The organism is Pseudomonas sp. GW822-FHT02D10 (assembly GCF_058802345.1).
The window spans coordinates 457,647-478,921 of record NZ_JBXAOB010000002.1 but is presented as its reverse complement, the minus strand read 5'-3'; the positions used below and the strand labels follow the sequence as shown (position 1 = coordinate 478,921).

Here is a 21,275-nt window from a genome sequence, read left to right as displayed (position 1 = left end):
TGTCCATAAGGACGCCATCGCGAGCAAGCTCGCTCCCACACTGGATCTATGTCGAGCACACATGTTGTGGACGCCACAAAGCTAATGTGGGAGCGAGCTTGCTCGCGATAGGGCCAGCAGTAACACCAACCAAACCCGCGGGCTTCACTGCTGCTGTTCAAACCCCTCCCCGATACACCCCAGGCAACGAATAAACGCCGCTTTCGCCGGATCGACCACCAACGCCTGTCCCGCATCGCCTACCCCGCCACCCAGCGCGGTAAACGGCAAGGACACGACAAACACCCCCGCACCGATCACTGTCGCCACTACCAGCAACGGGCGGGCGATCAGCAGATCGCCGATCATCGCGTAGGCCGGCGGGTTCTGGATGCTGTAAACGGGGTCGCCGCTGCCGCCGTCAGACGCCTGGGCAAAAAAGCCGATGTTCAAGAGCAGTGCGACAGCAAGAATTCGAATCAACGTCATGGCACGGTCCTTCGCCTTGGCAGTGAGAACACTGACTATAGACCGTAGGAACCCTCAGCTCTGACAACGTGGGCAAAAGACGCTGGCGCGCTGCCCAAGGCGTACTTCCCGCAACTCAGTGCCACAGACCTTGCACTGCTTACCGCCACGGCCATACACGAACAGTTCTTGCTGGAAGTAGCCCGGCTGGCCGTCACCGCCAATAAAATCGCGCAGCGTGGTGCCGCCGCGTTCGATAGCGGCGGCCAGAATGCGTTTGATCTCGATCGCCAGCTTCAGATAACGCGCCCGGGAAATCCCCTTGGCCTCACGACGCGGGTCGATCCCGGCGGCAAACAGCGCTTCGGTCGCATAAATGTTGCCAACCCCCACTACCACCGCGTTGTCCATGATGAACGGCTTGACCGCCATCGAACGCCCGCGTGACAGCTGGAACAACCGCTCGCCATCGAACAGATCGGTCAGCGGCTCCGGCCCCAGACGAATCAGTAGCTCGTGATTGAGCGGATCGAGGCTCCAGAGCATCGCGCCAAAACGTCGCGGATCGGTGTATCGCAAAGCCAGACCGGACTCGAGTTCAATATCCACATGCTCGTGCTTGAGCGCCGGCAAGCCGACTTCCACCAGACGCAAATTCCCCGACATGCCCAAATGGCTGATCAAGGTGCCGACTTCGGCGTTGATCAGCAAATACTTGGCACGTCGCTCCACCAGCACAATGCGCTGCCCGGACAGCCGCACATCGAGGTCCTCGGGGATCGGCCAGCGCAGACGCCGGTCACGCACGATCACGCGACTGACGCGCTGGCCTTCCAGGAACGGCGCAATACCGCGACGGGTGGTTTCGACTTCGGGTAATTCAGGCATGGCGCACTCGGTTCAGGAAGGGTCCGACACTCAATGATGAGCGCCGAGCTCGCGAATCGTCTGTTTCAGGTTTTCAAAGTCATAATCCGAGAGGCCGACATAGTCGAGCACCAGGTGCCCGATGCTGTTCCACTCGTGGTCTTCGGCCTGATTACCCAGTACCCGATACGAGGCGCAAATGTGTTCGGCCATCTTCAGGATCGCCAGCAGGTTCTTCAACTGGCTGTTGCGCGATGACTCGTCGCTGAAAATCGCCAACGCATTGTGGTGATTGGCGATCGCGTTGGTCACATGCTCCGGCAGGCGCCAGGATTTCGCGGTGTAGTAACCGACCACCGCGTGGTTAGTGTTGAGCACGCGGTTTTCGGTGTCCACCACCCGACACTCGGTGTTGGCACTGGCGTAGGCCTCTTCCAGCACCGACATATAGTTGGGGAAACGCTTGAGCATCAACGGCACGCCACAATCGTGGAACAGGCCCAACGCATAAGCCTCGTCCACCGCCTGTGAACCGATGCGCTTGGCCAGGCTCAGGCTGGTCATCGCCACGTCCTGGGCGGTGTCCCAAAATCGGTTCAAGGTGACGATGGTGTCGTCATTCATCTCGCCCTTGATCGACTGCGCGTTGATCAGGTTGATGATCGAGCGACTGCCCAGCAGATTCACCGCGCGCTGGATCGAGGCGATCTTGTTGCTCAGCCCGTAATACGGCGAGTTGACGATCTTCAACAAGGCGCCAGAGAGGCCCGGGTCCTGGGAGATCAACTTCGCGATCACTTCCAGGTCCGGGTCCGGCATGTACTGCTCCATCTGCAAATCCACCATGATTTGCGGCTGAGGCGGCACGCTAATGCCTTGCAGGGCCTGTTGAATCTGTTCGGAAGATAGCTCTTGGGACATAAGTACTCACTCTGGGCCAGTCGCCGATTCTAGCGGAAAAAATCCGCCGCATGGGCGATCTGTCCGACGCAACACCCCGAAACAACCGCGCTGCAACCCCCATCTAGCGCTATAATCCCGCTCTTTTTTTCACCTGGAGCGACGTCATGTCCCTGCCAAGCCTGCGCCTCAAAGCCAACGCCGACCGTCGCCTGCGAAACGGCCACCTGTGGGTCTACAGCAACGAAATCGATGTAGCCGCCACCCCTCTGCACGGCTTCAAGGCTGGCGATCAAGCGATTCTCGAAGCTGCTGGCGGCAAACCGCTGGGCATCGTCGCCATGAGCCCGAACAACCTGATCTGCGCTCGCCTGCTGTCGCGCGACATCAAATTGCCGCTCGACAAGTCGCTGCTGGTGCACCGCATCAACGTTGCGCTGTCCCTGCGCGAGCGTCTGTTCGACAAACCGTTCTACCGCCTGGTCTACGGCGACTCCGATCTGCTGCCGGGCCTGGTGGTCGACCGTTTCGGCGACATCCTGGTGGTGCAGATCGCTTCGGCGACCATGGAGACTCATAAGGAAGACGTGATCGCCGCGCTGACCCAAGTGCTCAAGCCAAGCGGCATTCTGTTCAAGAACGACTCCGCGGCCCGTGACGCCGAAGGCCTCAACCGCTACGTTGAAACCGTGTTCGGCCTGGTGCCGGAGTGGGTTGCCCTGGAAGAGAACGGCGTGAAGTTCGAAGCGCCGGTCATGGAAGGCCAGAAAACCGGCTGGTTCTACGACCACCGCATGAACCGCGCACGCCTGGCACCTTATGCCAAAGGTAAACGCGTGCTGGACCTGTACAGCTACATCGGCGGCTGGGGCGTACAAGCTGCCGCTTTCGGTGCCAGTGAAGTGTTCTGCGTCGACGCTTCGGCCTTCGCCCTCGACGGCGTCGAGCGTAACGCCGCACTGAACGGTTTCGCCGACAAAATGACCTGCATCGAAGGCGACGTGTTCGAAGCCCTGAAAGAGCTGAAAGCCAGCGAAGAACGATTCGATGTCATCGTGGCCGACCCGCCAGCGTTCATCAAACGCAAGAAAGACATGAAGAACGGCGAAGGCGCCTACCGTCGCCTGAACGAGCAAGCCATGCGCCTGCTCAACAAGGACGGCATCCTGGTCAGCGCTTCGTGCTCGATGCACCTGCCGGAAGATGATCTGCAGAACATCCTGCTGACCAGCGCCCGTCACCTGGACCGCAACATCCAGTTGCTGGAACGTGGCGGCCAGGGTCCGGATCACCCGGTGCACCCGGCGATTGCTGAAACCCGCTACATCAAGAGCATTACTTGCCGGTTGTTGCCTAACAGCTGAGTTCGCTGGCTTAGCGGGGAGCCCACAGGCTCCCCGTTACAGTGTTATCTCGACACGTTCTCGTCATTAGCTGTTCGTTTACTCAAACCCAAAGTACAACTTTCTTACTCTTGCAGCCCTATCAACTTGCAGGACGTTTCCGCGCACCTGCCAATCCAGCGAACAGAACTTACAATTAGCCATAATCTGCAGGATCACTCCCACAAAACTACTGGAATACTCCTACCCAATTACCCATTGCCGAAAGTTCAATACAAACTACTCTCTAAATGTCACCCAGCAGGTGACGCACACTACGAACTATCAATGACAGCAAACCATCAATTACAAGGAGTTATAAAGATGAAAGCAATTAATCTGGAAGCTAACAAAATCGCTAACCTGGCTTTTCTGGTTGCTCCAAAAGCCCGTTAAGTGTTTGAGACGCTGGGGAGTGCCGGCGCCCCAGCGCCCTCTCTGACAACCTTCAGAGTATTCCAGCCACCATGCATATAAATCCACACTTATTCATGCTCGCCCGCCCGCCCCACTTAATCGTCTGGGATTACCACAACCATGCCCAATATGAATTGAATCTTGACTATTCGACTCGCCTCGCACAACTGATTGAAGACCCCGAACAATTTTGCAGCAGCAATACAATCGACAGCGATCTTCTTGACAGCAATATACTGACCACTTCAAAAACGGAGACTATCCAATGGGGGTGGGATGAACTTTCAAAACTCTTCCACATCGGTACAAAAAACATTCCCTGCGAACACACTCCCAATGATATTCATGAATGGTCGAAACAGTATCTGGACCATTGCAACGAAGTACTGGCCGCGCCCGCGCCCACTGCAATGCGGGTGCAACGCCCGACAGGCGATTTGATTGCCCTGCCTCCCCCTTCCAGCTCGCTGGCAAGTTCTCTGGTCAACTCATTGTTCAGCAGGAAAACCTGTCGCGCGTTCAATGACGACGCGGTCTCGTTCACCGACGTCAGCACGCTGCTGTACCTGTCCCTCGGTTATCTGAGAGAACGCCAAAATGATAGCGACGATGCCATTCCTGAAGGGTTCGGGGCCAGACGCAGCAGCCCATCCGGCGGCGGGCTGAATACCTGTGAAGGATTCGTCTATGTACGTAACGTCAGTGAGTTGAAGCCAGGCTTCTACTGTTACCACAGCGATCGGCATGCACTCAGCTTCGTCAGCCCATTGCCTGACGAGCCGCTCGGGCAATTGCTGTGCGGCCAGCACTTTATCAACAACTTGCCATTAGGCCTGTTCATCACCTCGCGCTTCGATGCGCTGTGGTGGAAATATGAACATTCGCGAGCCTACCGAATGGCTTACGTCGAAGCCGGCCACATCTCTCAAACCTTTCAGTTGATCGCCACCGCTTTGGGGCTGAACACCTGGCTGACCGGTGCCCTCGCAGATAACCGGGTCGAGGCGCTGCTGGGACTGCAAGACAGCGCAGAACAACCTTTGTTTTTTGTTGGCTGCGGACAGGGCGACGGACAAGCACTGTGCAAGGAACTGAAAACCCTGATCAGCCGCCAGGAAGCCCGATAATGCCCACTGCGATCAATGAATCAGAATCCCGGCCAGTCTCGCTGATCCACAGGTTTACCCTGGGCGACTGGAACAACAATGCTTCGGTGCGGACCAGCGAGCACACCTACCTGCTACCTCCTGGACTTGAACGCGAACTGGAAAGCAGACACTGGTTCCCGCCAGCCTTCCTGCCCTATCTGAAACACCCGCTGATTGAAGAAGCCGGCGAATCGATCCGTCATCGGCTGGCGGCCAACCATCTGGTGTACTTCCTTGATTACACCACCGTGCTCGAACACCGCATCGTCAACCGCGCAGTCGAGACCATCGCGCATGGCGAACTCAACGTCACAATCCCCACACGGATGAAAACCGCAGCCCTTCAGCTCTACACCGACGAGGGTTATCACGCGCTGTTTTCCAACCTGGTGGCCGAGCAAGTCGCAGACCTCTACGGGATCAAAAATCGCCCCACGACACCGCGACGGATACAGCGTTTAAAGGCCTTGATCGACAACACCCGCGATCAGTACAAGGCTCACGCGTGGTTTCTGGTCGGGTTTGTCTCGGAAACGATCATCGCCAAGGAATTGCTCGACATTACCCGCGACAGCCTGGTTTCCAATGTCCACGAAATGCTCACTGACCACTTGGTAGACGAGGCCCGACACAGCCGATATTTCTGCGAGGTGTTCAACTACCTGTGGCTGACGATGAACAGCAGCCAACGCAAGTTCGCCGCGAAATTCCTACTGGATGTCATCAGGGCCTTTTTTGAGATCGATGAACAGTGGTTGAGCGAAAGCCTGCACAGCGTCGGCCTGCCCACAGCATCGGTAGCTGACATTCTCGGCGGTGTTTCAGGTCAGCAAGCGGATATCCAGCGTGCCCGCTCAGGGGCCGCGACGACGCTACGGGCAATGAAAAACGCCGGTTTCTTTGCACTGCCCTACAACCAGCAACTCTTCGTCAAGGCGGGATTGATCGATGCCTGAAATGACGGCGGCATTGGGCGATAAAAAACGCAGAGGCGCCATTGTTCTACTGATGGCGATGACCCTGCTCGGGGTCTTCCCGATCGACGTCCTGCTGCCGTCGTTTCCTGCGCTGTCGGAACATTTTCGGACGGTGCCAGCAGACATCGCGTTGTCCATCAGCCTGTTTGCCATCGGAATTGCCGTTTCTCAACTGCTGATCGGGCCGCTTTCGGACATCATTGGCCGAAAGGGTCTGCTGCTGGCAGGCATGGTTGTTTCAATGCTCGGTGCAATCGGCTGTGTGCTGTCCACCGAGTACGTTTACTTTCTGTTGTTCCGTGTTGTCCAGGCACTGGGCTGTGGCTGTTTCGTTTTGTCCCAGGCGCTGGTCCAAGACCTGTTCGAAGGTCAGGAGCGCGATCGCCTGCGGATACTGATGGTCACCGCCACCGGCATTTTCATCTCCGTCTCACCGCTCGCCGGAACCTTTCTACAAGACCTGATGGATTGGCCTGGCAGCTTCCTGGTCTTTATCGCTCTGGCAGTCGCCGTATTCCTGAAGGCCTGTTTCTTTCTTAAAAGCTCCTCCAGCAGGACCGTCGGACCACACACGAGTATCTTCCAGGCCTATCGACGGGTCTGTAGCGACTTCAACTTTCTTGCCTGGTGGTTCATTTCAGCCTTTGCATTCGCCTGCCACTTTTCATTCATTGTCATCTCACCACTGATCTTCATGGAGCAGCTGCAACTGTCGGCCTACGAATTCTCGCTGACCTTGCTGGCCTATGGCGCGGCCTACGTGATCGGCGGCATTCTCGCTGCGCTGTTGGGCAGACGCATCAATTCCAACGCCCAGATCATCACCGGGCTCTGCCTGATCCTGCTGTCAGGTCTGGTGATGCTCTACCTGTCGAAGCAATTCGGTCTGTCGACCCTGACCGTGCTGATTCCGATGGTCATCTGCACCGCCGGAACCACCATCACCCGCCCCGCCGCCACGTCCAAAGCCATGAGCATTTTTACCGACAGTGCCGGTACATCCGCCTCGGCTGGTAGTACGCTGATCTTCATTGTTGGTGGCCTGATCAGCGTGTTGATCAACCTGACCACCGACGATCTGCAAAGCTCCCTGTCACTGTGTTTCATTGTGCTCAGTGTTGCGGGACTGACCTTGAATGCCCTGACCGAAAGACGCCAGCCCGGACTGATTACCGACTGATGGCCTGCTAGTCGTCATTCATCGCGCTTCACAAGCCCTGGTTCAACGTTTCCCGGCATTCCTTCCTGACGCCAGCGGTGTAGAATCGAACGATTCATCGCCAGTCATCCCCCGGCGGGTTTATGAGCTCAGGCTGAGGCGCGCGGCGATCCCGCAAAGTCATCGGCAACTTTCGGACACACGGCCATTTCTGAGTGTTCCCGAGGTCAATAGAAGCTCACTCCCCTTTTGATACCTGCTTAGCCGCCCGGAGTGCTCCATGCCTGATTACCGCTCGAAAACATCCACCCACGGCCGCAACATGGCCGGCGCCCGCGCACTGTGGCGCGCCACGGGGATGAAAGATGACGACTTCAAAAAGCCGATCATCGCCATTGCCAACTCGTTCACCCAATTCGTACCGGGCCACGTCCACCTCAAGGACCTCGGCCAACTGGTCGCCCGTGAGATCGAACGTGCTGGCGGCGTAGCCAAAGAATTCAACACCATCGCGGTCGATGACGGCATCGCCATGGGCCACGACGGCATGCTTTATTCACTGCCGAGCCGCGAGATCATCGCCGACTCCGTCGAGTACATGGTCAACGCCCACTGCGCCGACGCCATCGTGTGCATCTCCAACTGCGACAAGATCACCCCCGGCATGCTGATGGCCGCCCTGCGCCTGAACATCCCGGTGATCTTCGTTTCCGGCGGCCCGATGGAAGCCGGCAAGACCAAACTCGCCAGCCACGGCCTCGACCTGGTCGACGCCATGGTCATCGCCGCCGACTCCAGCGCCTCTGACGAGAAAGTCGCCGAGTACGAGCGCAGCGCCTGCCCGACCTGCGGTTCGTGCTCCGGCATGTTCACCGCCAACTCAATGAACTGCCTGGTCGAAGCCCTCGGCCTGGCACTGCCAGGCAACGGTTCGACACTGGCCACCCACAGCGACCGCGAACAGCTGTTCCTGCAGGCCGGCCGCACCATCGTCGAGCTGTGCAAACGCTACTACGGCGAGAACGACGAGTCGGTATTGCCGCGCAACATCGCCAACTTCAAGGCGTTCGAAAACGCCATGACGCTGGACATCGCCATGGGCGGTTCGACCAACACCATCCTGCACTTGCTGGCCGCTGCTCAGGAAGCCGAGATCGATTTCGACCTGAAGGACATCGACCGTCTTTCGCGCCACGTTCCACAACTGTGCAAAGTCGCGCCGAACATCCAGAAGTACCACATGGAAGACGTGCACCGCGCCGGCGGGATCTTCAGCATCCTCGGCTCCCTGGCCCGTGGCGGCCTGCTGCACACCGACCTGCCGACCGTGCACAGCAAGACCATGGCCGAAGGTATCGCCAAGTGGGACATCACCCAGACCACCGACGAAGCGGTTCACCACTTCTTCAAGGCCGGTCCGGCGGGCATCCCGACCCAGACCGCGTTCAGTCAGTCGACCCGTTGGGAAACCCTCGACGACGACCGTGAAAACGGCTGCATTCGCAGTGTCGAACACGCTTACTCGCAAGAAGGCGGCCTGGCCGTGCTGTACGGCAACATCGCCCTCGACGGCTGCGTGGTGAAAACCGCGGGCGTCGACGAGTCGATCCACGTCTTCGAAGGCAACGCGAAGATCTTCGAAAGCCAGGACAGCGCCGTGCGCGGCATCCTCGCCGACGAAGTGAAAGCAGGCGATATCGTCATCATTCGCTACGAAGGTCCGAAAGGCGGCCCGGGCATGCAGGAAATGCTCTACCCGACGTCCTACCTGAAATCCAAGGGCCTGGGCAAAGCCTGCGCCTTGCTCACCGACGGTCGTTTCTCTGGCGGCACCTCGGGCCTGTCCATCGGCCACGCTTCGCCAGAAGCGGCTGCCGGCGGGGCAATCGGCTTGGTACGGGACGGCGACAAAGTGCTGATCGACATTCCAAACCGCTCGATCAACCTGTTGGTCAGCGACGAAGAACTGGCTGCGCGCCGCGTCGAACAGGACAAGAAAGGCTGGAAACCGGTCGAAGTGCGTCCACGCAAAGTGACCACCGCACTGAAAGCCTACGCCTTGCTGGCTACCAGTGCCGACAAGGGCGCTGTGCGCAATAAGGCAATGCTCGACGGGCTGTAAGGCTTAACCGTTGAACTCAAAAATGCCCCGCCATGTGCGGGGCATTTTTCTTGAAGATCCCCCGTAGGAGCTGCCGCAGGCTGCGATCTTTTCCGGCCCCCCGGAAGATCAAAAGATCGCAGGCTTCGCCAGCTCCTACAAACGCTACAGCGTCACAGCCTTATTCCAAAAACGACAGTTGCCATGCGCTTTTGATATTAATTCATTAGATATCAAGCTGTTAGGCTTGCCGGTTCACAGTCGCCCTGGAATGCGATTGGCATAAGTCTTTTTGGAGTCTCAATGAATCTGCCGCTGATCCTCAATCTGCTGGTATTCCTCGCCTTGCTGTTCGGCCTGGCACAAACCCGTCACACCCCCTGGAGCCTGGCCAAAAAAGTCTTGGTCGCGCTGGTGCTGGGCGTGGTGTTCGGTGTTGCCCTGCACTCCATTTACGGTGCCGGCAACCCGGTGTTGAAAGCCTCGATCGGCTGGTTCGATCTGGTGGGCAACGGTTATGTGCAGTTGCTGCAAATGATCGTGATCCCGCTGGTGTTCGCCTCGATTCTCAGCGCCGTCGCCCGTCTGCACAACGCTTCGTCGCTGGGCAAGATCAGCTTCCTGACCATCGGCACCCTGCTGTTCACCACCGCCATTGCGGCGCTGATCGGGATTGGCCTGACCAACCTGTTCGGCCTGACCGCTGAAGGTCTGGTGGCCGGCACCCAGGAAATGGCTCGCCTGCAAACCATTCAGACCGACTACGCGGGCAAGGTCGCTGACCTGAATATCCCGCAGCTGCTGTTGTCGTTCATCCCGCAGAACCCGTTCGCCGATCTGGCCCGGGCCAAGCCGACTTCGATCATCAGCGTGGTGATCTTCGCCGCATTCCTCGGGGTTGCGGCGCTGCAACTGCTCAAGGATGACGTCGAAAAAGGTCAGAAAGTGATCAACGCCATCGACACCCTGCAAGCCTGGGTGATGCGTCTGGTGCGTCTGGTGATGAAGCTGACCCCGTACGGCGTATTGGCGCTGATGACCAAAGTGGTCGCCGGCTCCAACCTGCAAGACATCATCAAGCTCGGCAGTTTCGTCGTGGTTTCCTATATAGGCCTGGGCCTGATGTTCGTGGTTCACGGCCTGCTGGTGTCACTGGCCGGGATCAACCCGCTGCGCTTCTTGCGCAAAGTCTGGCCGGTGTTGACCTTCGCCTTCACCAGCCGCTCCAGCGCCGCGAGCATTCCACTGAGCATCGAAGCGCAAACCCGTCGTCTGGGTATTCCACAATCGATCGCCAGCTTCGCCGCCTCGTTTGGCGCGACCATCGGCCAGAACGGTTGTGCCGGTCTTTATCCTGCGATGTTGGCGGTGATGGTGGCGCCGACCGTGGGCATCAACCCGCTGGATCCGCTGTGGATCGCGACGCTGGTGGCGATTGTGACCTTGAGTTCGGCAGGGGTTGCCGGTGTCGGTGGTGGCGCAACGTTCGCCGCGCTGATCGTGCTGCCGGCCATGGGCTTGCCGGTGTCACTGGTGGCGCTGCTGATCTCGGTTGAACCGCTGATCGACATGGGCCGCACCGCATTGAACGTCAGTGGCTCGATGACCGCCGGTGCGATCACCAGCCAGATCATGCAGCAGACTGACAAAAAGCTGCTGGATGCCGATGAGCATGAGGAGCTCGCTCACGCGTAGGAGCTGGCGAAGCCTGCGATCTTTTGATCTTTGTAGCCGCTAAAAGATCGCAGCCTGCGGCAGCTCCTACGGGTGTTCACATTCCCATGTAGGAGCTGCCGCAGGCTGCGATCTTTAAGCCTTTTCCCACACCTCGAAGTTGTACGCCGGCTTATCGCCTTCCGCCGGATTCGGAACATTCGACACCCGCTTCCACTGTTCCAGATCAAACTCCGGAAACCACGCATCACCCTCGGGGCTCAGCGCCACGCGGGTCAGGTACAGCCGATCGGCCTGTGCCAGGCCTTGCGCATACAACTGCGCGCCGCCAATCAGCATCAGCTCATCGACGCCCTGCTCCAGCGCCCATTCCTGCGCCCGGACCACCGCTGCTTCCAGCGACGGATAGACTTCCGCGCCTTCAAGTTGCAAGCCGACCTGACGGCTGACCACGATGTTCAACCGGCCCGGCAACGGGCGACCGAGCGAATCCCAGGTCTTGCGACCCATGATGATCGGCTTGCCCAGCGTGGTGGCCTTGAAGTATTTGAAATCCCCCGGCAAGTGCCAGGGCATGCTGTTGTCGACGCCGATCACACGGTTTTCACCGAGGGCTGCGATCAGGCTGAGGGGGAGAGTTTTTTTCATGTCGGCGAGGATACCAGAGCCGCGCTTACCCCGATAAGCGCCACAGCGGTTATGCTCAGCGTTCATTTGAGCGACGGGATGCCGCGTGACTGAACTGACACCACTGACAAAGCTCTGGCTAACTGAAACCATCCGCCTGCGCGAGGAGCACGCAGGCGCCCTGGAGGACCAGGAAGCCAACCGGCTGGCCCGCAGCGCTGGCGGCGACCTGCCGACCCGCATCGAGGCCCGCGCCCTGTGGCTGGCCGAACGCGATGGCTTGACCGTCGCCTTGCGCCATTGGCTGCAAGGTGCGCGACTGGCGCTGATCGTCTTGGCCGTGCTGGCGATCATCAGCGGCACTGGCCTGGCGTTCGCCGCGCTGAACAACGACCAGACACCGGTCAACGTGTTCTGGGCCCTCGGCAGCCTGCTCGGGCTGAACCTGATTCTGCTACTGAGCTGGGCCTCGGGCCTGATATTCGCTGGCGATTACGGCGCCACCCTCGGGCGTTTGTGGTTGTGGCTCAGCGAAAAACTCGCCCGCGACGCCAAAGCCGCGCAACTGGCGCCGGCCCTGCTGCTGTTGCTGCAACGGCAGAAACTCAATCGTTGGGTACTCGGCGTGCTGGTCAACGGCTTGTGGCTGCTGGCGATGCTCAGCGCGCTGGCGATTTTGCTGATGCTGATGGCAACCCAGCGCTACGGTTTCGTCTGGGAAACCACCATCCTCAACAGCGAAACCTTCGTGGTCATGACCCAGACCCTAGGCGCCCTGCCCGCATTGCTCGGCTTTAGCGTTCCGACCGTGGAGATGATCCGCGCCAGCGGTGACACCGCGCTGAATATCGAAAGCGCCCGGCAAGCCTGGGCCGCCTGGCTGGTTGGGGTGTTGCTGGTGTACGGCGTGTTGCCGCGTTTGCTGCTCGCGCTGTTCTGCCTGTGGCGCTGGAAAACCGGGCGCGCGGCGTTGCACCTGGACCTGAACCTGCCTGGCTACGCGCAGTTGCGCGAGCAGCTGATGCCGAGCAGCGAACGCCTCGGCGTCAACGATGCCGCGCCCGAGCGCCTGCATCAGGTCGAAGGCGGCGCCAATGCTTTGGACAGCGACGGCGCGTTGCTGGTGGCTATCGAACTGGATGACCAGCGCCCATGGCCGCCGCAACTGCCGAAGAACGTCAAAGACGCTGGCATCCTCGACAGCCGCGAGTCCCGACAAAAATTGCTGGAACAGTTGACCCGCTTCCCACCAGAACGCCTGGCCATCGCCTGCGACCCTCGACGCTCGCCGGATCGCGGCAGCCTGGCGCTGATCGCCGAACTCGCCCGCAGCGCCAGCGCGACACGCATCTGGCTGCTGCAAGCGCCGCCCGATCAGGCACTCGACGCTGAACGCCTCGGCGACTGGCACACTGCGCTGCAACAGTTGGAGTTGCCGTTCGCTGACTGCGCGCCGATGAACTGGCTGGAGTCGGGCCATGACTGATGCTGCAAAGAAGCCTCTGAAACTCGCCGTGGTCGGTCACACCAACGTTGGCAAAACCTCATTGCTGCGCACCCTGACCCGCGACGTCGGTTTCGGCGAGGTCTCTCATCGCCCCAGCACCACCCGGCATGTCGAGGGCGCCCGGTTGTCGGTGGATGGCGAAGCCTTGCTTGAGCTCTATGACACGCCGGGGTTGGAAGACGCCATCGCTCTGCTTGATTACCTGGAGCGTCTGGAACGCCCCGGCGAACGCCTCGACGGTCCGGCACGACTGGCGCGTTTCCTCGATGGCAGCGAGGCGCGTCAGCGTTTCGAACAGGAAGCCAAGGTGCTGCGTCAACTGTTGGCCTCCGACGCTGGCCTGTACGTGATCGACGCCCGCGAGCCGGTGCTGGCCAAGTACCGTGACGAACTCGAAGTGCTGGCCAGTTGCGGCAAACCGTTGCTGCCGGTGCTGAATTTCGTCAGCAGCGCCAACCACCGCGAGCCGGATTGGCGCGAAGCCCTGGCACGGTTGGGACTGCATGCGCTGGTGCGTTTCGACAGCGTGGCGCCACCCGAAGATGGCGAGCGCCGGCTCTATGAAAGTCTCGCGCTGTTGATGGAGAGCGCACGTGGACAGCTTGAGCGATTGATCGTCGACCAGCAGGCCCAGCGCGAAGCGCGCCAGCAAAGCGCGGCACGTTTGATCGCCGAATTGCTGATCGACTGCGCCGCCTGTCGACGCAGCGTGGTCAGTGATGCCGCACAGGAACAGCAGGCCATCAGCGAACTGCGCAAAGCCGTTCGCCAACGCGAACAACGCTGCGTTGACGCGCTGCTCAAGCTGTACGCCTTCCGTGCACAGGACGCCGCCGCCAGCGACCTGCCGCTGCTGGATGGCCGCTGGGGCGATGATTTGTTCAACCCTGAAACCCTCAAACAATTAGGCGTGCGGGTCGGCAGCGGAATCGCCGCTGGCGCCGCAGCCGGTGCCGGTGTGGACTTGCTGGTCGGCGGCCTGACCCTCGGCGCGGCGGCGCTGGCCGGGGCGATTGCCGGCGGCGCCCTGCAAACGGCACGCAGTTATGGCAGCCGCTTGCTGGGCAAAATCAAAGGCCAGCGTGAGCTGACCGTTGACGACAGCGTGCTGCGTTTGTTGGCGTTGCGTCAGCGGCAACTGGTACAGGCCATGAACCTGCGCGGGCACGCAGCGATGGACAGCATTCAGGTCGCCACGCCACAGGACAAGAGCTGGCGCGAAGGCAAACTGCCGGAGGCGCTGACCAAGGCGCGGGCACATCCGCAGTGGTCTTCGCTCAATCCTCATGCAAGGTTGAGCCAGGCGGAACGCCAGGAGCAGATTGAGGTGTTGGCCCAGAAGGTGATCGAGGCTTGAATCTCGAGTGTCTGTACTGGCCCCATCGCGAGCAGGCTCGCTCCCACATTATTTGATCTCTGGTGCTCACAAATTGTGTGTTCACAGGAGGTCCAGTGTGGGAGCGAGCCTGCTCGCGATGGCAGCCACTCGGTTCCACGGCTCTACGCCACCAATAATCGCCCAGCCTTGTCTTTCAATATCTCAAGATCGATCACCGGCACCCACATCTCCTTCGCCTGCTCATCCCACTGACGCATCCGCAAACTGACAGCACACAGCGGATCCTGCTCAAACACTTCAGCCTCGGCAGCCGTCATCACCCCACCCTGATACTCCAGCGTGCGCCGACGGGCCTCGCTCAAGCGTTCGTAGTAGCCGAATTCTTTGAACGCCGCCGATGTAGTCGCTGTCACCAATGCGCTCATACCAGCCGAACACTTCGGCGATCACCTGCTCGTGGCGGCCCATCAGTGCTCTCCCAGCAAGGTCCTGACGTTACGTTCAGCCATCGCCGGCCCGACGCTCATGCCGACGCCCGTGTGCATCAACGCGGCATGCACGCCCGGTGCGGCCTGCAAGAACGAAAACGGCACTGCTCCGCGAGCGCCATAGACACCCTGCCAACGCTCGACCACTTGCACTTTGCAACCCAGGGTTTGCTCAGCCAGCTCGAGCATCCAGTTATCGACCTGTTCAGAATTGAAGGGTGAAGGGTCGCTGCCGTAATCGTGGGAATCGCCAATGATCAGTTCGCCGTGCGGCGTCGGGCTGATCAACAGGTGAATACCATGTTCATGCAGATGGGGCGCCTCACGCAGAATGTGCGCCTGCACTGCCGCAGCTTCCGGCAAATCGGCGAAGGCGCCGTAGTGCACGCAACTCAAACCGGTGAGCAACGCGTGTTGCAGATTGAGGTTGATCTGCGGCCGCGCGCGGAGCATTTGCAGGCGGCATATCTGCGGCTTGAGCACGGCAATCGGCTCGGCCAGCAGGGTCTGATAATCGTGGCCGGAACAGACGATGATTTGCTCGCCGGTGAAACTGCCGGCGCTGCTGTGCACGCGGCCGGATTCGAGGTCGCGCACCAGGGTGGAAAAGTGAAACTCCACGCCGAGGTCGCGACGCAGGTAGTCGATCAACGCTGGTATCGCTTCGCGGGAATACAGTTGCTGGTCATCCAGACCGTGCAATGCCGCGCGATGATGCCGGAACTGGCCGCCGTACACATCGCCCAATGCCGCGCTGCGCAGCAGCTCGACGCGGTAACCGTGTTCGATAGCGCGGCCGGCGCAGAAGGCTTCCAGCAGTTGCTCTTCAGCTTCGGTGCGGGCGAACAAATACGAGCCGTTGCGCTTGAGTTGCAAGCCCGCCCGTTGCGCCCATTGGCCCCAGATCTCGCGGCTGGCCTTGGCCAGTTCAAGCATTTGTCCCGGCGGCTGGCCAGTGACCAGCGCCTGGCCAAAGTTGCGCACCGAGGCGCCCAGGGGTGTGGCGCTGCGCTCGAAAACCTTGACCTTGAGCCCGCGCCTGGCTGCTGCATAGGCGTGGGACAGGCCGAGAATGCCGGCGCCGACGATTAGCATGTCGCTGTGGTGTGTCATGGAGAAATGTCCTGGGTTCGAGACCGCTATCGCGAGCAAGCTCGCTCCCACAGGGGATTTGCGTCGATCACAGATCCAATGTGGGAGCGAGCTTGGTCCGGGCGGCGATCCGACGATGAGGCCCTGTCAGCCTATGAAGATCTTACTTGGCAACCACCTTCTCGGACTTGCCGTCATAGCGCTTGCGCCATTCGCTGAGGATCTCGTCACGGTTTTTCGAGGCCCAGGCGAAGTCGTTCTTGATCAGGCGTTGTTCGTAGTCGGCCGGCAGTTCGGTCTGTGGCTTGGCGATGCCGGGTTGGGCGAGTACGGCGAAGTTTTCCTTGTACAGCTCCATCGCCGCCGGGCTTGCGGAGAAGTCGGCGAGTTTCTTCGCGGCGTCTTCATGGGGTGTGCCCTTGATCACCGCGGTGGCTTCGATTTCCCAGCCCAGGCCTTCTTTCGGCAGGACGATGTCCAGCGGCGCGCCCTGGCGCTTCAACTGCACGGCCGGGTATTCGAAAGAGATACCGATCGGGAATTCGCCGGCAGCCGCCAGCTTGCATGGCTTGGAACCGGAGTGAACGTACTGGCCGATGTTCTGGTGCAGCGCGTCCATGTACTGCCAGCCCTGCTTCTCGCCGAAGGTTTGCAGCCAGGCGCTGACGTCGAGGAAACCGGTGCCGGACGAGGCCGGGTTCGGCATGACGATCTTGCCTTTGTATTCAGGCTTGGTCAGGTCCTGCCAGCTCACGGGTTTGCTCAGGCCCTGTTTCTCGGCTTCGACGGTGTTGAAGCAAATGGTTGCCGCCCACACGTCCATGCCAACCCAGGCTGGTGGGTTGGCCGCATCGCGATAGTTGCTGCCGATCTTGCCGAGGTCTTTCGGTGCATAGCTTTGCAGCATGCCTTGCTGATCGAGGATCGCCAGGCTGGACGCGGCCAGGCCCCAGACCGCGTCAGCCTGCGGGCGGGCTTTTTCGGCCAGCAGTTTGGCGGTGATGATCCCGGTGGAATCGCGCACCCATTTGATCTCAACCTCCGGATTGGCCTTTTCGAATGCTTCCTTGTAGGACTTCAGTTGCTCGGCTTCAAGGGCGGTGTAGACCATCAACTCGGTTTTCGCCGCGAAGGCGTTCAGGCTGAAAGCGGTGAGGACAGCAGCGGCCAGGGCCATTGGCTTGAACATGTCTTTTTCCTTTTGTTTACCGGCAGTTGAGTTCAGGTTTGCGGGAGTGGAAATCAGTTGCCGGGCGCGGTTTGCCGCCAGGCCTGGGAACGGCGCAGCAAGCCGCGCGAAGCCCAGGCCAGGAGCAGGGAAACGCCTGCCGAGGTGAACAGAATCAGGGTCGACATGGCCGCCGCGCCGCCGACGTTGCCGGCGTCGTCCATGTTCAGCACCGCCACCGCTGCGAGGAGGGTGTCGGGGCTGTAGAGGAAGATCGCCGCCGACACCGTGGTCATTGCCGAGACGAACAGGTAGCGCACGATGTCCAGCAGCGCCGGCAGGCAGATCGGCACGGTGACGCGCAGGTAGTGGCGGTACAGCGGCGCCTTGAGCGACAGTGCGGCGGCTTCGAACTCGGCGTCGAGCTGACGCAGCGCGGTGGTGGCGGTCATTTGCGCAGTGGTCAAATAATGAGCAATGGTGCAGACCACCAGCAGGGTCATGGTCCCGTAGAACACATGCAGCGGGTTGCCGCTCAGGTTGAAGAAGAACACGTAGCCCAGCCCCAACACCAAACCCGGCACCGCCATCGGCACGAAGCTGAGCATGCGCAGCGCCAGGTTCAAGCCGCGCTGGCCACGGGTTTTCTCCATCAGATAGGCGCCGGTGAAAATCAAACCGCTGCCGATCAACGCCGTGCACAAGGCCATCTTCACGCTGTTGCCGTAGGCCAGCCAGCCACCGCCAGCGGTGTCGCCAAACTGGTAGTGATTGAGCGACAGCGACAGGTTGTACGGCCAGAACTTCACCAGCGACGAGTACACCGCCATACCGAACACCAGCAGCAGCGCGGCGCAGATCAGCAACACGATGCTCAAGTAGCAGCCATCCCGCAGCCGCGACGGCGCCGGTTGGAAGACTTGTGCCCGACCGCTCATGGAGTCGCCATGACGACGGCGCAACCAGGCATCGACGCCGAAGCTGAACAGCGCCGGCAGCAGCAACACCATGCCGATCAGCGCACCGCGACCGAATTGCTGCTGGCCGACCACGGCTTTGTAGGCTTCCAGCGCCAGCACTTGATAGTCACCACCGACCACCACCGGCACACCGAAGTCGGTGATGGTCAGGGTGAACACCAGGCAGAACGCCGCGAACACCGCTTGCCGGGTCGCCGGCCAGGTGATGCTGCGAAAGGCCTTGGCCGGACTGGCGCCCATGCTCGACGCGGCGTCGAACAAGCGTGCATCGGCCAGGGACAACGCCGAGAGCAGGATCATCAAGGCGTGGGGAAAGGTGTAAATCACTTCGCCGAGGACGATGCCCCAGAAGCCGTAAATGTTGTCCGACAGCATCCCGCGCAACATGCCCTGGTTACCGAACAGGTAGACCAACGCGATACCCGGCAGCATCGACGGCGCCATCAATGGCAACAGCGACATGCCGCGCCAGATCGCCTTGCCGGGAATCAGTGTGCGTTGCAGCGCGTAGGCAAACAGGTAGGCCAACGGTACGACAATGGCCGCCACACTGAGGGAGACTTTCAGACTATTGCCCAGCAACCAGTGGAAGTTGTCGCTGGTCAGCAGTTCGCGGGCGGCAACGAATCCGCCGCCTTGCCCGGCGTCGCTGCTGAAGCCACGCCAGAAGATCGCCAGCAACGGCATCAACACCGCGACGCTGAGCAGGCACAGCAGCAAAATCTTGCCGCCGACCACGAACACCCGGTCACCGATTTCGGCGCGGGAAGCCTGCCGAACCTGCTTGCGCGGTATCGGCAGGGCGATCTGCTCGCTCATCAGGCAAACACCTGCAGGCTGCGCGGCGGCAAGGCGACCATGATGTCCTGAGCACCGAGTCGTGGCATGGCTTCGGGCGCGAGTTCGGCGAGCAGCGCATGGCCCGGCAGTTGGTTGAGTTCGAAGCTCATCCGACAGCGATTGCCGAGAAAGGTGATTTCACGAACCTTGGCCGGGAACAGGTTTTCCTCGTGCACCGGCGGGTTGACGTTGATCGCTTCCGGGCGACAGAACAGTCGACCCGAAGCGGCTTTGCCGCAGTTGTCAGCCAAGCGCACATTCATCCCGCCGACCTGCGCATGGCTGTCGCCGTTGCGCTGGAACGGCAGCCAGTTGCCCTGCCCGACGAACTCGGCGACAAACGGCGTGGCCGGGCGGTTGTAGATTTCCTGGGGCGTGGCGTACTGCTCGACCTTGCCGTTGTTCATCACCGCGATGCGGTCGGCCATCAGCATGGCCTCGTCCTGGTTGTGGGTGACCATCAGCGTGGTGATGCCGAGGTTGCGCTGCAATTGACGCAACTCGGTGCACAGATGCTCGCGAACCCGGGCGTCGAGGGCCGACATCGGTTCGTCCAGCAGCAACAGTGACGGCGCCGGCGCCAAGGCCCGGGCCAACGCCACGCGTTGTTGCTGTCCGCCGGACAATTGGCCGGGGTATTTCTTTTCACTGCCGATCAGGCCCACCAGTTCAAGCATTTGCGCCACGCGCTTGCGCACTTCCTCGCGGCCACTGCCGGCCAGGCCGTAGGCGATGTTGGCTTCGACGGTGAGGTTCGGGAACAGTGCGTAGGACTGGAACAGAATGCCGTAGTCCCGAGCTTGCGGTGCCAGCAGGGAAACGTCCCGACTACCCAGGTACAACTCGCCGCGATCCTGACGCTCCAGACCAGCGATGCACCGCAGCAAGGTGGTCTTGCCGCAACCGGAAGGCCCGAGCAGACACACCAGTTCGCCCGCAGCGACCTCCAGTGAAACGTTATCCAGCGCGGTGAAGGCGCCGAAGCGTTTCTCGATACCGCGCACCTTCATCGGCGCACCGGGGAAGACCTGGGCAGTTGCGTTCGGGTGGTTCATGGACGGACCTCATCAAGCAGATGAAGGCCATCCTAGGTTTGTAATGCGTCCGTCCTGTGGCAGCGAGGCAAAAACGGCCGATAGTGGTATTCGGGGATTTTGGTTCAAGAAAAGCAAAGATCGCAGCCTTCGGCAGCTCCTACGACGGACGCATTCCCCCGTAGGAGCTGCCGCAGGCTGCGATCTTTTGATCTAGGCCGGGGCCATTTCCTGCGCCAAGCCGAGAAACGCCGCCGGCAGGCGTGCGCCTTTGCGCTCCTTGAGGCAGTAAAGGTATTCGAGAATCTGCGGGGCGTTTTCGAGGGTCAGCACCCGCAGTTGCGGGTCGTGGGGCACTTCCTGGCGGGCGATGATGCTGATGCCGATGTTGCGCAGCACCGCTTCACGGATCGACTCGCGGCTGCCGATTTCCAGCAACGGGCCGAAACTCACTCCGGCGCTCGCCAGCAACTCTTCGGTCAGGCGACGGGTGGTCGAGCCGGTTTCACGCATCAACAGCGTGTGTCCGACCAAAGCATTCAGCGGAACATGATCATGCACCGCCAGCGGATGGTTGTGGTGCACCGCCAGCACCAGCGGATCGCTGCCCAGCACCCGACGGATCAACCGTGGGTCTTCAAGCAGTTGTGATGAAGCGGCGATGTCGACCCGATATTCCTCAAGGGATTCGAGCACCTGTTGGGAGTTGCCGATTTCCACCGAGACGTCCACCTGCGGCAGCCGTTCGCGGAAGGTTTTCACCAGGTCGAGGATGTAATACGGCGCGGTGGCGGCGATGCGCAGCGCGCCTTGAACCTGACCGCTGTTGCGCAGGAAAAACTCGATATCGGCTTCCTGCTGCAACAGGGCTTTGACCATTGGCAGCAACCGCGCGCCGTCCTCACTGAGCGTTAACCGACGACCGCCGCGGTAGAACAGTTCAACCGAGTACTGGCTTTCCAGATGACGAATCTGAGTGGTCACCGTAGGTTGGCTCAGGCCGAGCTTTTTCGCCGCGAGGGTAATGCTCCCCAAACGCGCGACCCTGTAAAAAGCCTTCAGCTCGGCACTCAGCACTTAGGGGGCGCTCTCAATTAGTTTCCTCATCGCGTTGTCGTCTTAAAGCGG

At 60.4% G+C, this 21,275-nt stretch carries 17 protein-coding genes and 1 pseudogene; 8 read left to right on the top strand and 10 right to left on the bottom strand.

The window, feature by feature from the left end:
* Positions 1 to 144: 144 nt before the first annotated feature.
* The 3 genes from AC1RPZ_RS05430 to AC1RPZ_RS05420 are packed head-to-tail and all read right to left on the bottom strand — an operon-like array spanning position 145 to position 2,181.
* Positions 145 to 468 (bottom strand): multidrug transporter, encoded by a 324-nt coding sequence (locus AC1RPZ_RS05430; protein WP_493135578.1) that lies wholly within the window; start codon positions 466 to 468, stop codon positions 145 to 147.
* Between the two features lie 54 nt (positions 469 to 522).
* Positions 523 to 1,335, bottom strand: coding sequence for a bifunctional DNA-formamidopyrimidine glycosylase/DNA-(apurinic or apyrimidinic site) lyase (gene mutM / locus AC1RPZ_RS05425; RefSeq protein WP_493135577.1), 813 nt, complete (start codon positions 1,333 to 1,335; stop codon positions 523 to 525).
* A gap of 30 nt (positions 1,336 to 1,365) precedes the next feature.
* Positions 1,366 to 2,181, bottom strand: coding sequence for an HDOD domain-containing protein (locus AC1RPZ_RS05420; protein ID WP_493135709.1), 816 nt, complete (start codon positions 2,179 to 2,181; stop codon positions 1,366 to 1,368).
* 200 nt (positions 2,182 to 2,381) lie between these two features.
* Here AC1RPZ_RS05420 and AC1RPZ_RS05415 point away from each other — a divergent pair, with 200 nt between their 5' ends.
* From AC1RPZ_RS05415 to AC1RPZ_RS05390, 6 genes are all read left to right on the top strand, one after another.
* Positions 2,382 to 3,578, top strand: a complete 1,197-nt coding sequence (locus AC1RPZ_RS05415) for a class I SAM-dependent rRNA methyltransferase (protein WP_493135575.1) — start codon at positions 2,382 to 2,384, stop codon at positions 3,576 to 3,578.
* Between the two features lie 485 nt (positions 3,579 to 4,063).
* The gene (locus AC1RPZ_RS05410) at positions 4,064 to 5,140 is read left to right on the top strand and encodes a SagB family peptide dehydrogenase (RefSeq protein ID WP_493135574.1); all 1,077 of its coding nucleotides are present in this window, start codon (positions 4,064 to 4,066) and stop codon (positions 5,138 to 5,140) included.
* Positions 5,140 to 6,117 carry a diiron oxygenase gene (locus AC1RPZ_RS05405; RefSeq protein WP_493135572.1) on the top strand — a complete coding sequence of 326 codons (978 nt, stop codon included), beginning with the start codon at positions 5,140 to 5,142 and terminating at the stop codon, positions 6,115 to 6,117. Before AC1RPZ_RS05410 ends, AC1RPZ_RS05405 begins: the two co-directional genes overlap by 1 nt.
* Positions 6,110 to 7,318: an MFS transporter gene (locus tag AC1RPZ_RS05400; protein WP_493135570.1), complete on the top strand. Its 1,209-nt coding sequence runs from the start codon at positions 6,110 to 6,112 to the stop codon at positions 7,316 to 7,318. The genes AC1RPZ_RS05405 and AC1RPZ_RS05400 overlap by 8 nt, the downstream gene beginning before the upstream one ends.
* A 259-nt stretch (positions 7,319 to 7,577) precedes the next feature.
* Positions 7,578 to 9,419, top strand: coding sequence for a dihydroxy-acid dehydratase (gene ilvD, locus AC1RPZ_RS05395; protein ID WP_493135569.1), 1,842 nt, complete (start codon positions 7,578 to 7,580; stop codon positions 9,417 to 9,419).
* Between the two features lie 282 nt (positions 9,420 to 9,701).
* A complete protein-coding gene (locus tag AC1RPZ_RS05390) occupies positions 9,702 to 11,093 on the top strand; it encodes an L-cystine transporter (RefSeq protein WP_493135567.1) in 1,392 nt (463 codons plus the stop codon).
* Between the two features lie 114 nt (positions 11,094 to 11,207).
* Here the strand turns inward: AC1RPZ_RS05390 and AC1RPZ_RS05385 are convergent, their stop codons facing one another.
* Positions 11,208 to 11,720, bottom strand: coding sequence for a dihydrofolate reductase (locus tag AC1RPZ_RS05385; RefSeq protein ID WP_493135565.1), 513 nt, complete (start codon positions 11,718 to 11,720; stop codon positions 11,208 to 11,210).
* Positions 11,721 to 11,805: 85 nt separating this feature from the next.
* On the opposite strand from AC1RPZ_RS05385, the gene AC1RPZ_RS05380 reads away from it, so the two are divergent.
* Positions 11,806 to 13,185, top strand: coding sequence for a DUF2868 domain-containing protein (locus AC1RPZ_RS05380; protein WP_493135563.1), 1,380 nt, complete (start codon positions 11,806 to 11,808; stop codon positions 13,183 to 13,185).
* The gene (locus AC1RPZ_RS05375; protein ID WP_493135561.1) at positions 13,178 to 14,563 is read left to right on the top strand and encodes a GTPase/DUF3482 domain-containing protein; all 1,386 of its coding nucleotides are present in this window, start codon (positions 13,178 to 13,180) and stop codon (positions 14,561 to 14,563) included. The genes AC1RPZ_RS05380 and AC1RPZ_RS05375 overlap by 8 nt, the downstream gene beginning before the upstream one ends.
* 143 nt (positions 14,564 to 14,706) lie before the next feature.
* Here AC1RPZ_RS05375 and AC1RPZ_RS05370 read toward each other — a convergent pair.
* The 6 genes and pseudogenes from AC1RPZ_RS05370 to AC1RPZ_RS05345 form a co-directional block, all read right to left on the bottom strand.
* A pseudogene (locus AC1RPZ_RS05370) lies at positions 14,707 to 14,931 on the bottom strand (HD domain-containing protein); the annotation flags it as partial.
* Positions 14,932 to 15,012: 81 nt separating this feature from the next.
* Positions 15,013 to 16,146 (bottom strand): TIGR03364 family FAD-dependent oxidoreductase, encoded by a 1,134-nt coding sequence (locus tag AC1RPZ_RS05365; protein ID WP_493135559.1) that lies wholly within the window; start codon positions 16,144 to 16,146, stop codon positions 15,013 to 15,015.
* A gap of 142 nt (positions 16,147 to 16,288) precedes the next feature.
* Positions 16,289 to 17,314: a putative 2-aminoethylphosphonate ABC transporter substrate-binding protein gene (locus AC1RPZ_RS05360; protein WP_493135557.1), complete on the bottom strand. Its 1,026-nt coding sequence runs from the start codon at positions 17,312 to 17,314 to the stop codon at positions 16,289 to 16,291.
* A 53-nt stretch (positions 17,315 to 17,367) separates the two neighbouring features.
* On the bottom strand, positions 17,368 to 19,092 hold the full coding sequence (locus tag AC1RPZ_RS05355; protein WP_493135555.1) for a putative 2-aminoethylphosphonate ABC transporter permease subunit: 1,725 nt from the start codon (positions 19,090 to 19,092) through the stop codon (positions 17,368 to 17,370).
* Positions 19,092 to 20,168, bottom strand: coding sequence for a putative 2-aminoethylphosphonate ABC transporter ATP-binding protein (locus tag AC1RPZ_RS05350; protein WP_493135553.1), 1,077 nt, complete (start codon positions 20,166 to 20,168; stop codon positions 19,092 to 19,094). Before AC1RPZ_RS05350 ends, AC1RPZ_RS05355 begins: the two co-directional genes overlap by 1 nt.
* A gap of 192 nt (positions 20,169 to 20,360) precedes the next feature.
* Positions 20,361 to 21,224, bottom strand: a complete 864-nt coding sequence (locus tag AC1RPZ_RS05345) for a LysR family transcriptional regulator (RefSeq protein WP_493135551.1) — start codon at positions 21,222 to 21,224, stop codon at positions 20,361 to 20,363.
* Positions 21,225 to 21,275 lie beyond the last annotated feature (51 nt).

Excerpts from the sequence above, each read along its gene's own strand:
- AC1RPZ_RS05430 (WP_493135578.1), bottom strand. The coding sequence starts at position 468 with ATGACGTTGATTCGAATTCTTGCTGTCGCACTGCTCTTGAACATCGGC.
- mutM (WP_493135577.1), bottom strand. The coding sequence starts at position 1,335 with ATGCCTGAATTACCCGAAGTCGAAACCACCCGTCGCGGTATTGCGCCG.
- AC1RPZ_RS05415 (WP_493135575.1), top strand. The coding sequence starts at position 2,382 with ATGTCCCTGCCAAGCCTGCGCCTCAAAGCCAACGCCGACCGTCGCCTG.
- AC1RPZ_RS05410 (WP_493135574.1), top strand. The coding sequence starts at position 4,064 with ATGCATATAAATCCACACTTATTCATGCTCGCCCGCCCGCCCCACTTA.
- AC1RPZ_RS05405 (WP_493135572.1), top strand. The coding sequence starts at position 5,140 with ATGCCCACTGCGATCAATGAATCAGAATCCCGGCCAGTCTCGCTGATC.
- AC1RPZ_RS05400 (WP_493135570.1), top strand. The coding sequence starts at position 6,110 with ATGCCTGAAATGACGGCGGCATTGGGCGATAAAAAACGCAGAGGCGCC.
- ilvD (WP_493135569.1), top strand. The coding sequence starts at position 7,578 with ATGCCTGATTACCGCTCGAAAACATCCACCCACGGCCGCAACATGGCC.
- AC1RPZ_RS05390 (WP_493135567.1), top strand. The coding sequence starts at position 9,702 with ATGAATCTGCCGCTGATCCTCAATCTGCTGGTATTCCTCGCCTTGCTG.
- AC1RPZ_RS05385 (WP_493135565.1), bottom strand. The coding sequence starts at position 11,720 with ATGAAAAAAACTCTCCCCCTCAGCCTGATCGCAGCCCTCGGTGAAAAC.
- AC1RPZ_RS05375 (WP_493135561.1), top strand. The coding sequence starts at position 13,178 with ATGACTGATGCTGCAAAGAAGCCTCTGAAACTCGCCGTGGTCGGTCAC.
- AC1RPZ_RS05365 (WP_493135559.1), bottom strand. The coding sequence starts at position 16,146 with ATGACACACCACAGCGACATGCTAATCGTCGGCGCCGGCATTCTCGGC.
- AC1RPZ_RS05360 (WP_493135557.1), bottom strand. The coding sequence starts at position 17,314 with ATGTTCAAGCCAATGGCCCTGGCCGCTGCTGTCCTCACCGCTTTCAGC.
- AC1RPZ_RS05355 (WP_493135555.1), bottom strand. The coding sequence starts at position 19,092 with ATGAGCGAGCAGATCGCCCTGCCGATACCGCGCAAGCAGGTTCGGCAG.
- AC1RPZ_RS05350 (WP_493135553.1), bottom strand. The coding sequence starts at position 20,168 with ATGAACCACCCGAACGCAACTGCCCAGGTCTTCCCCGGTGCGCCGATG.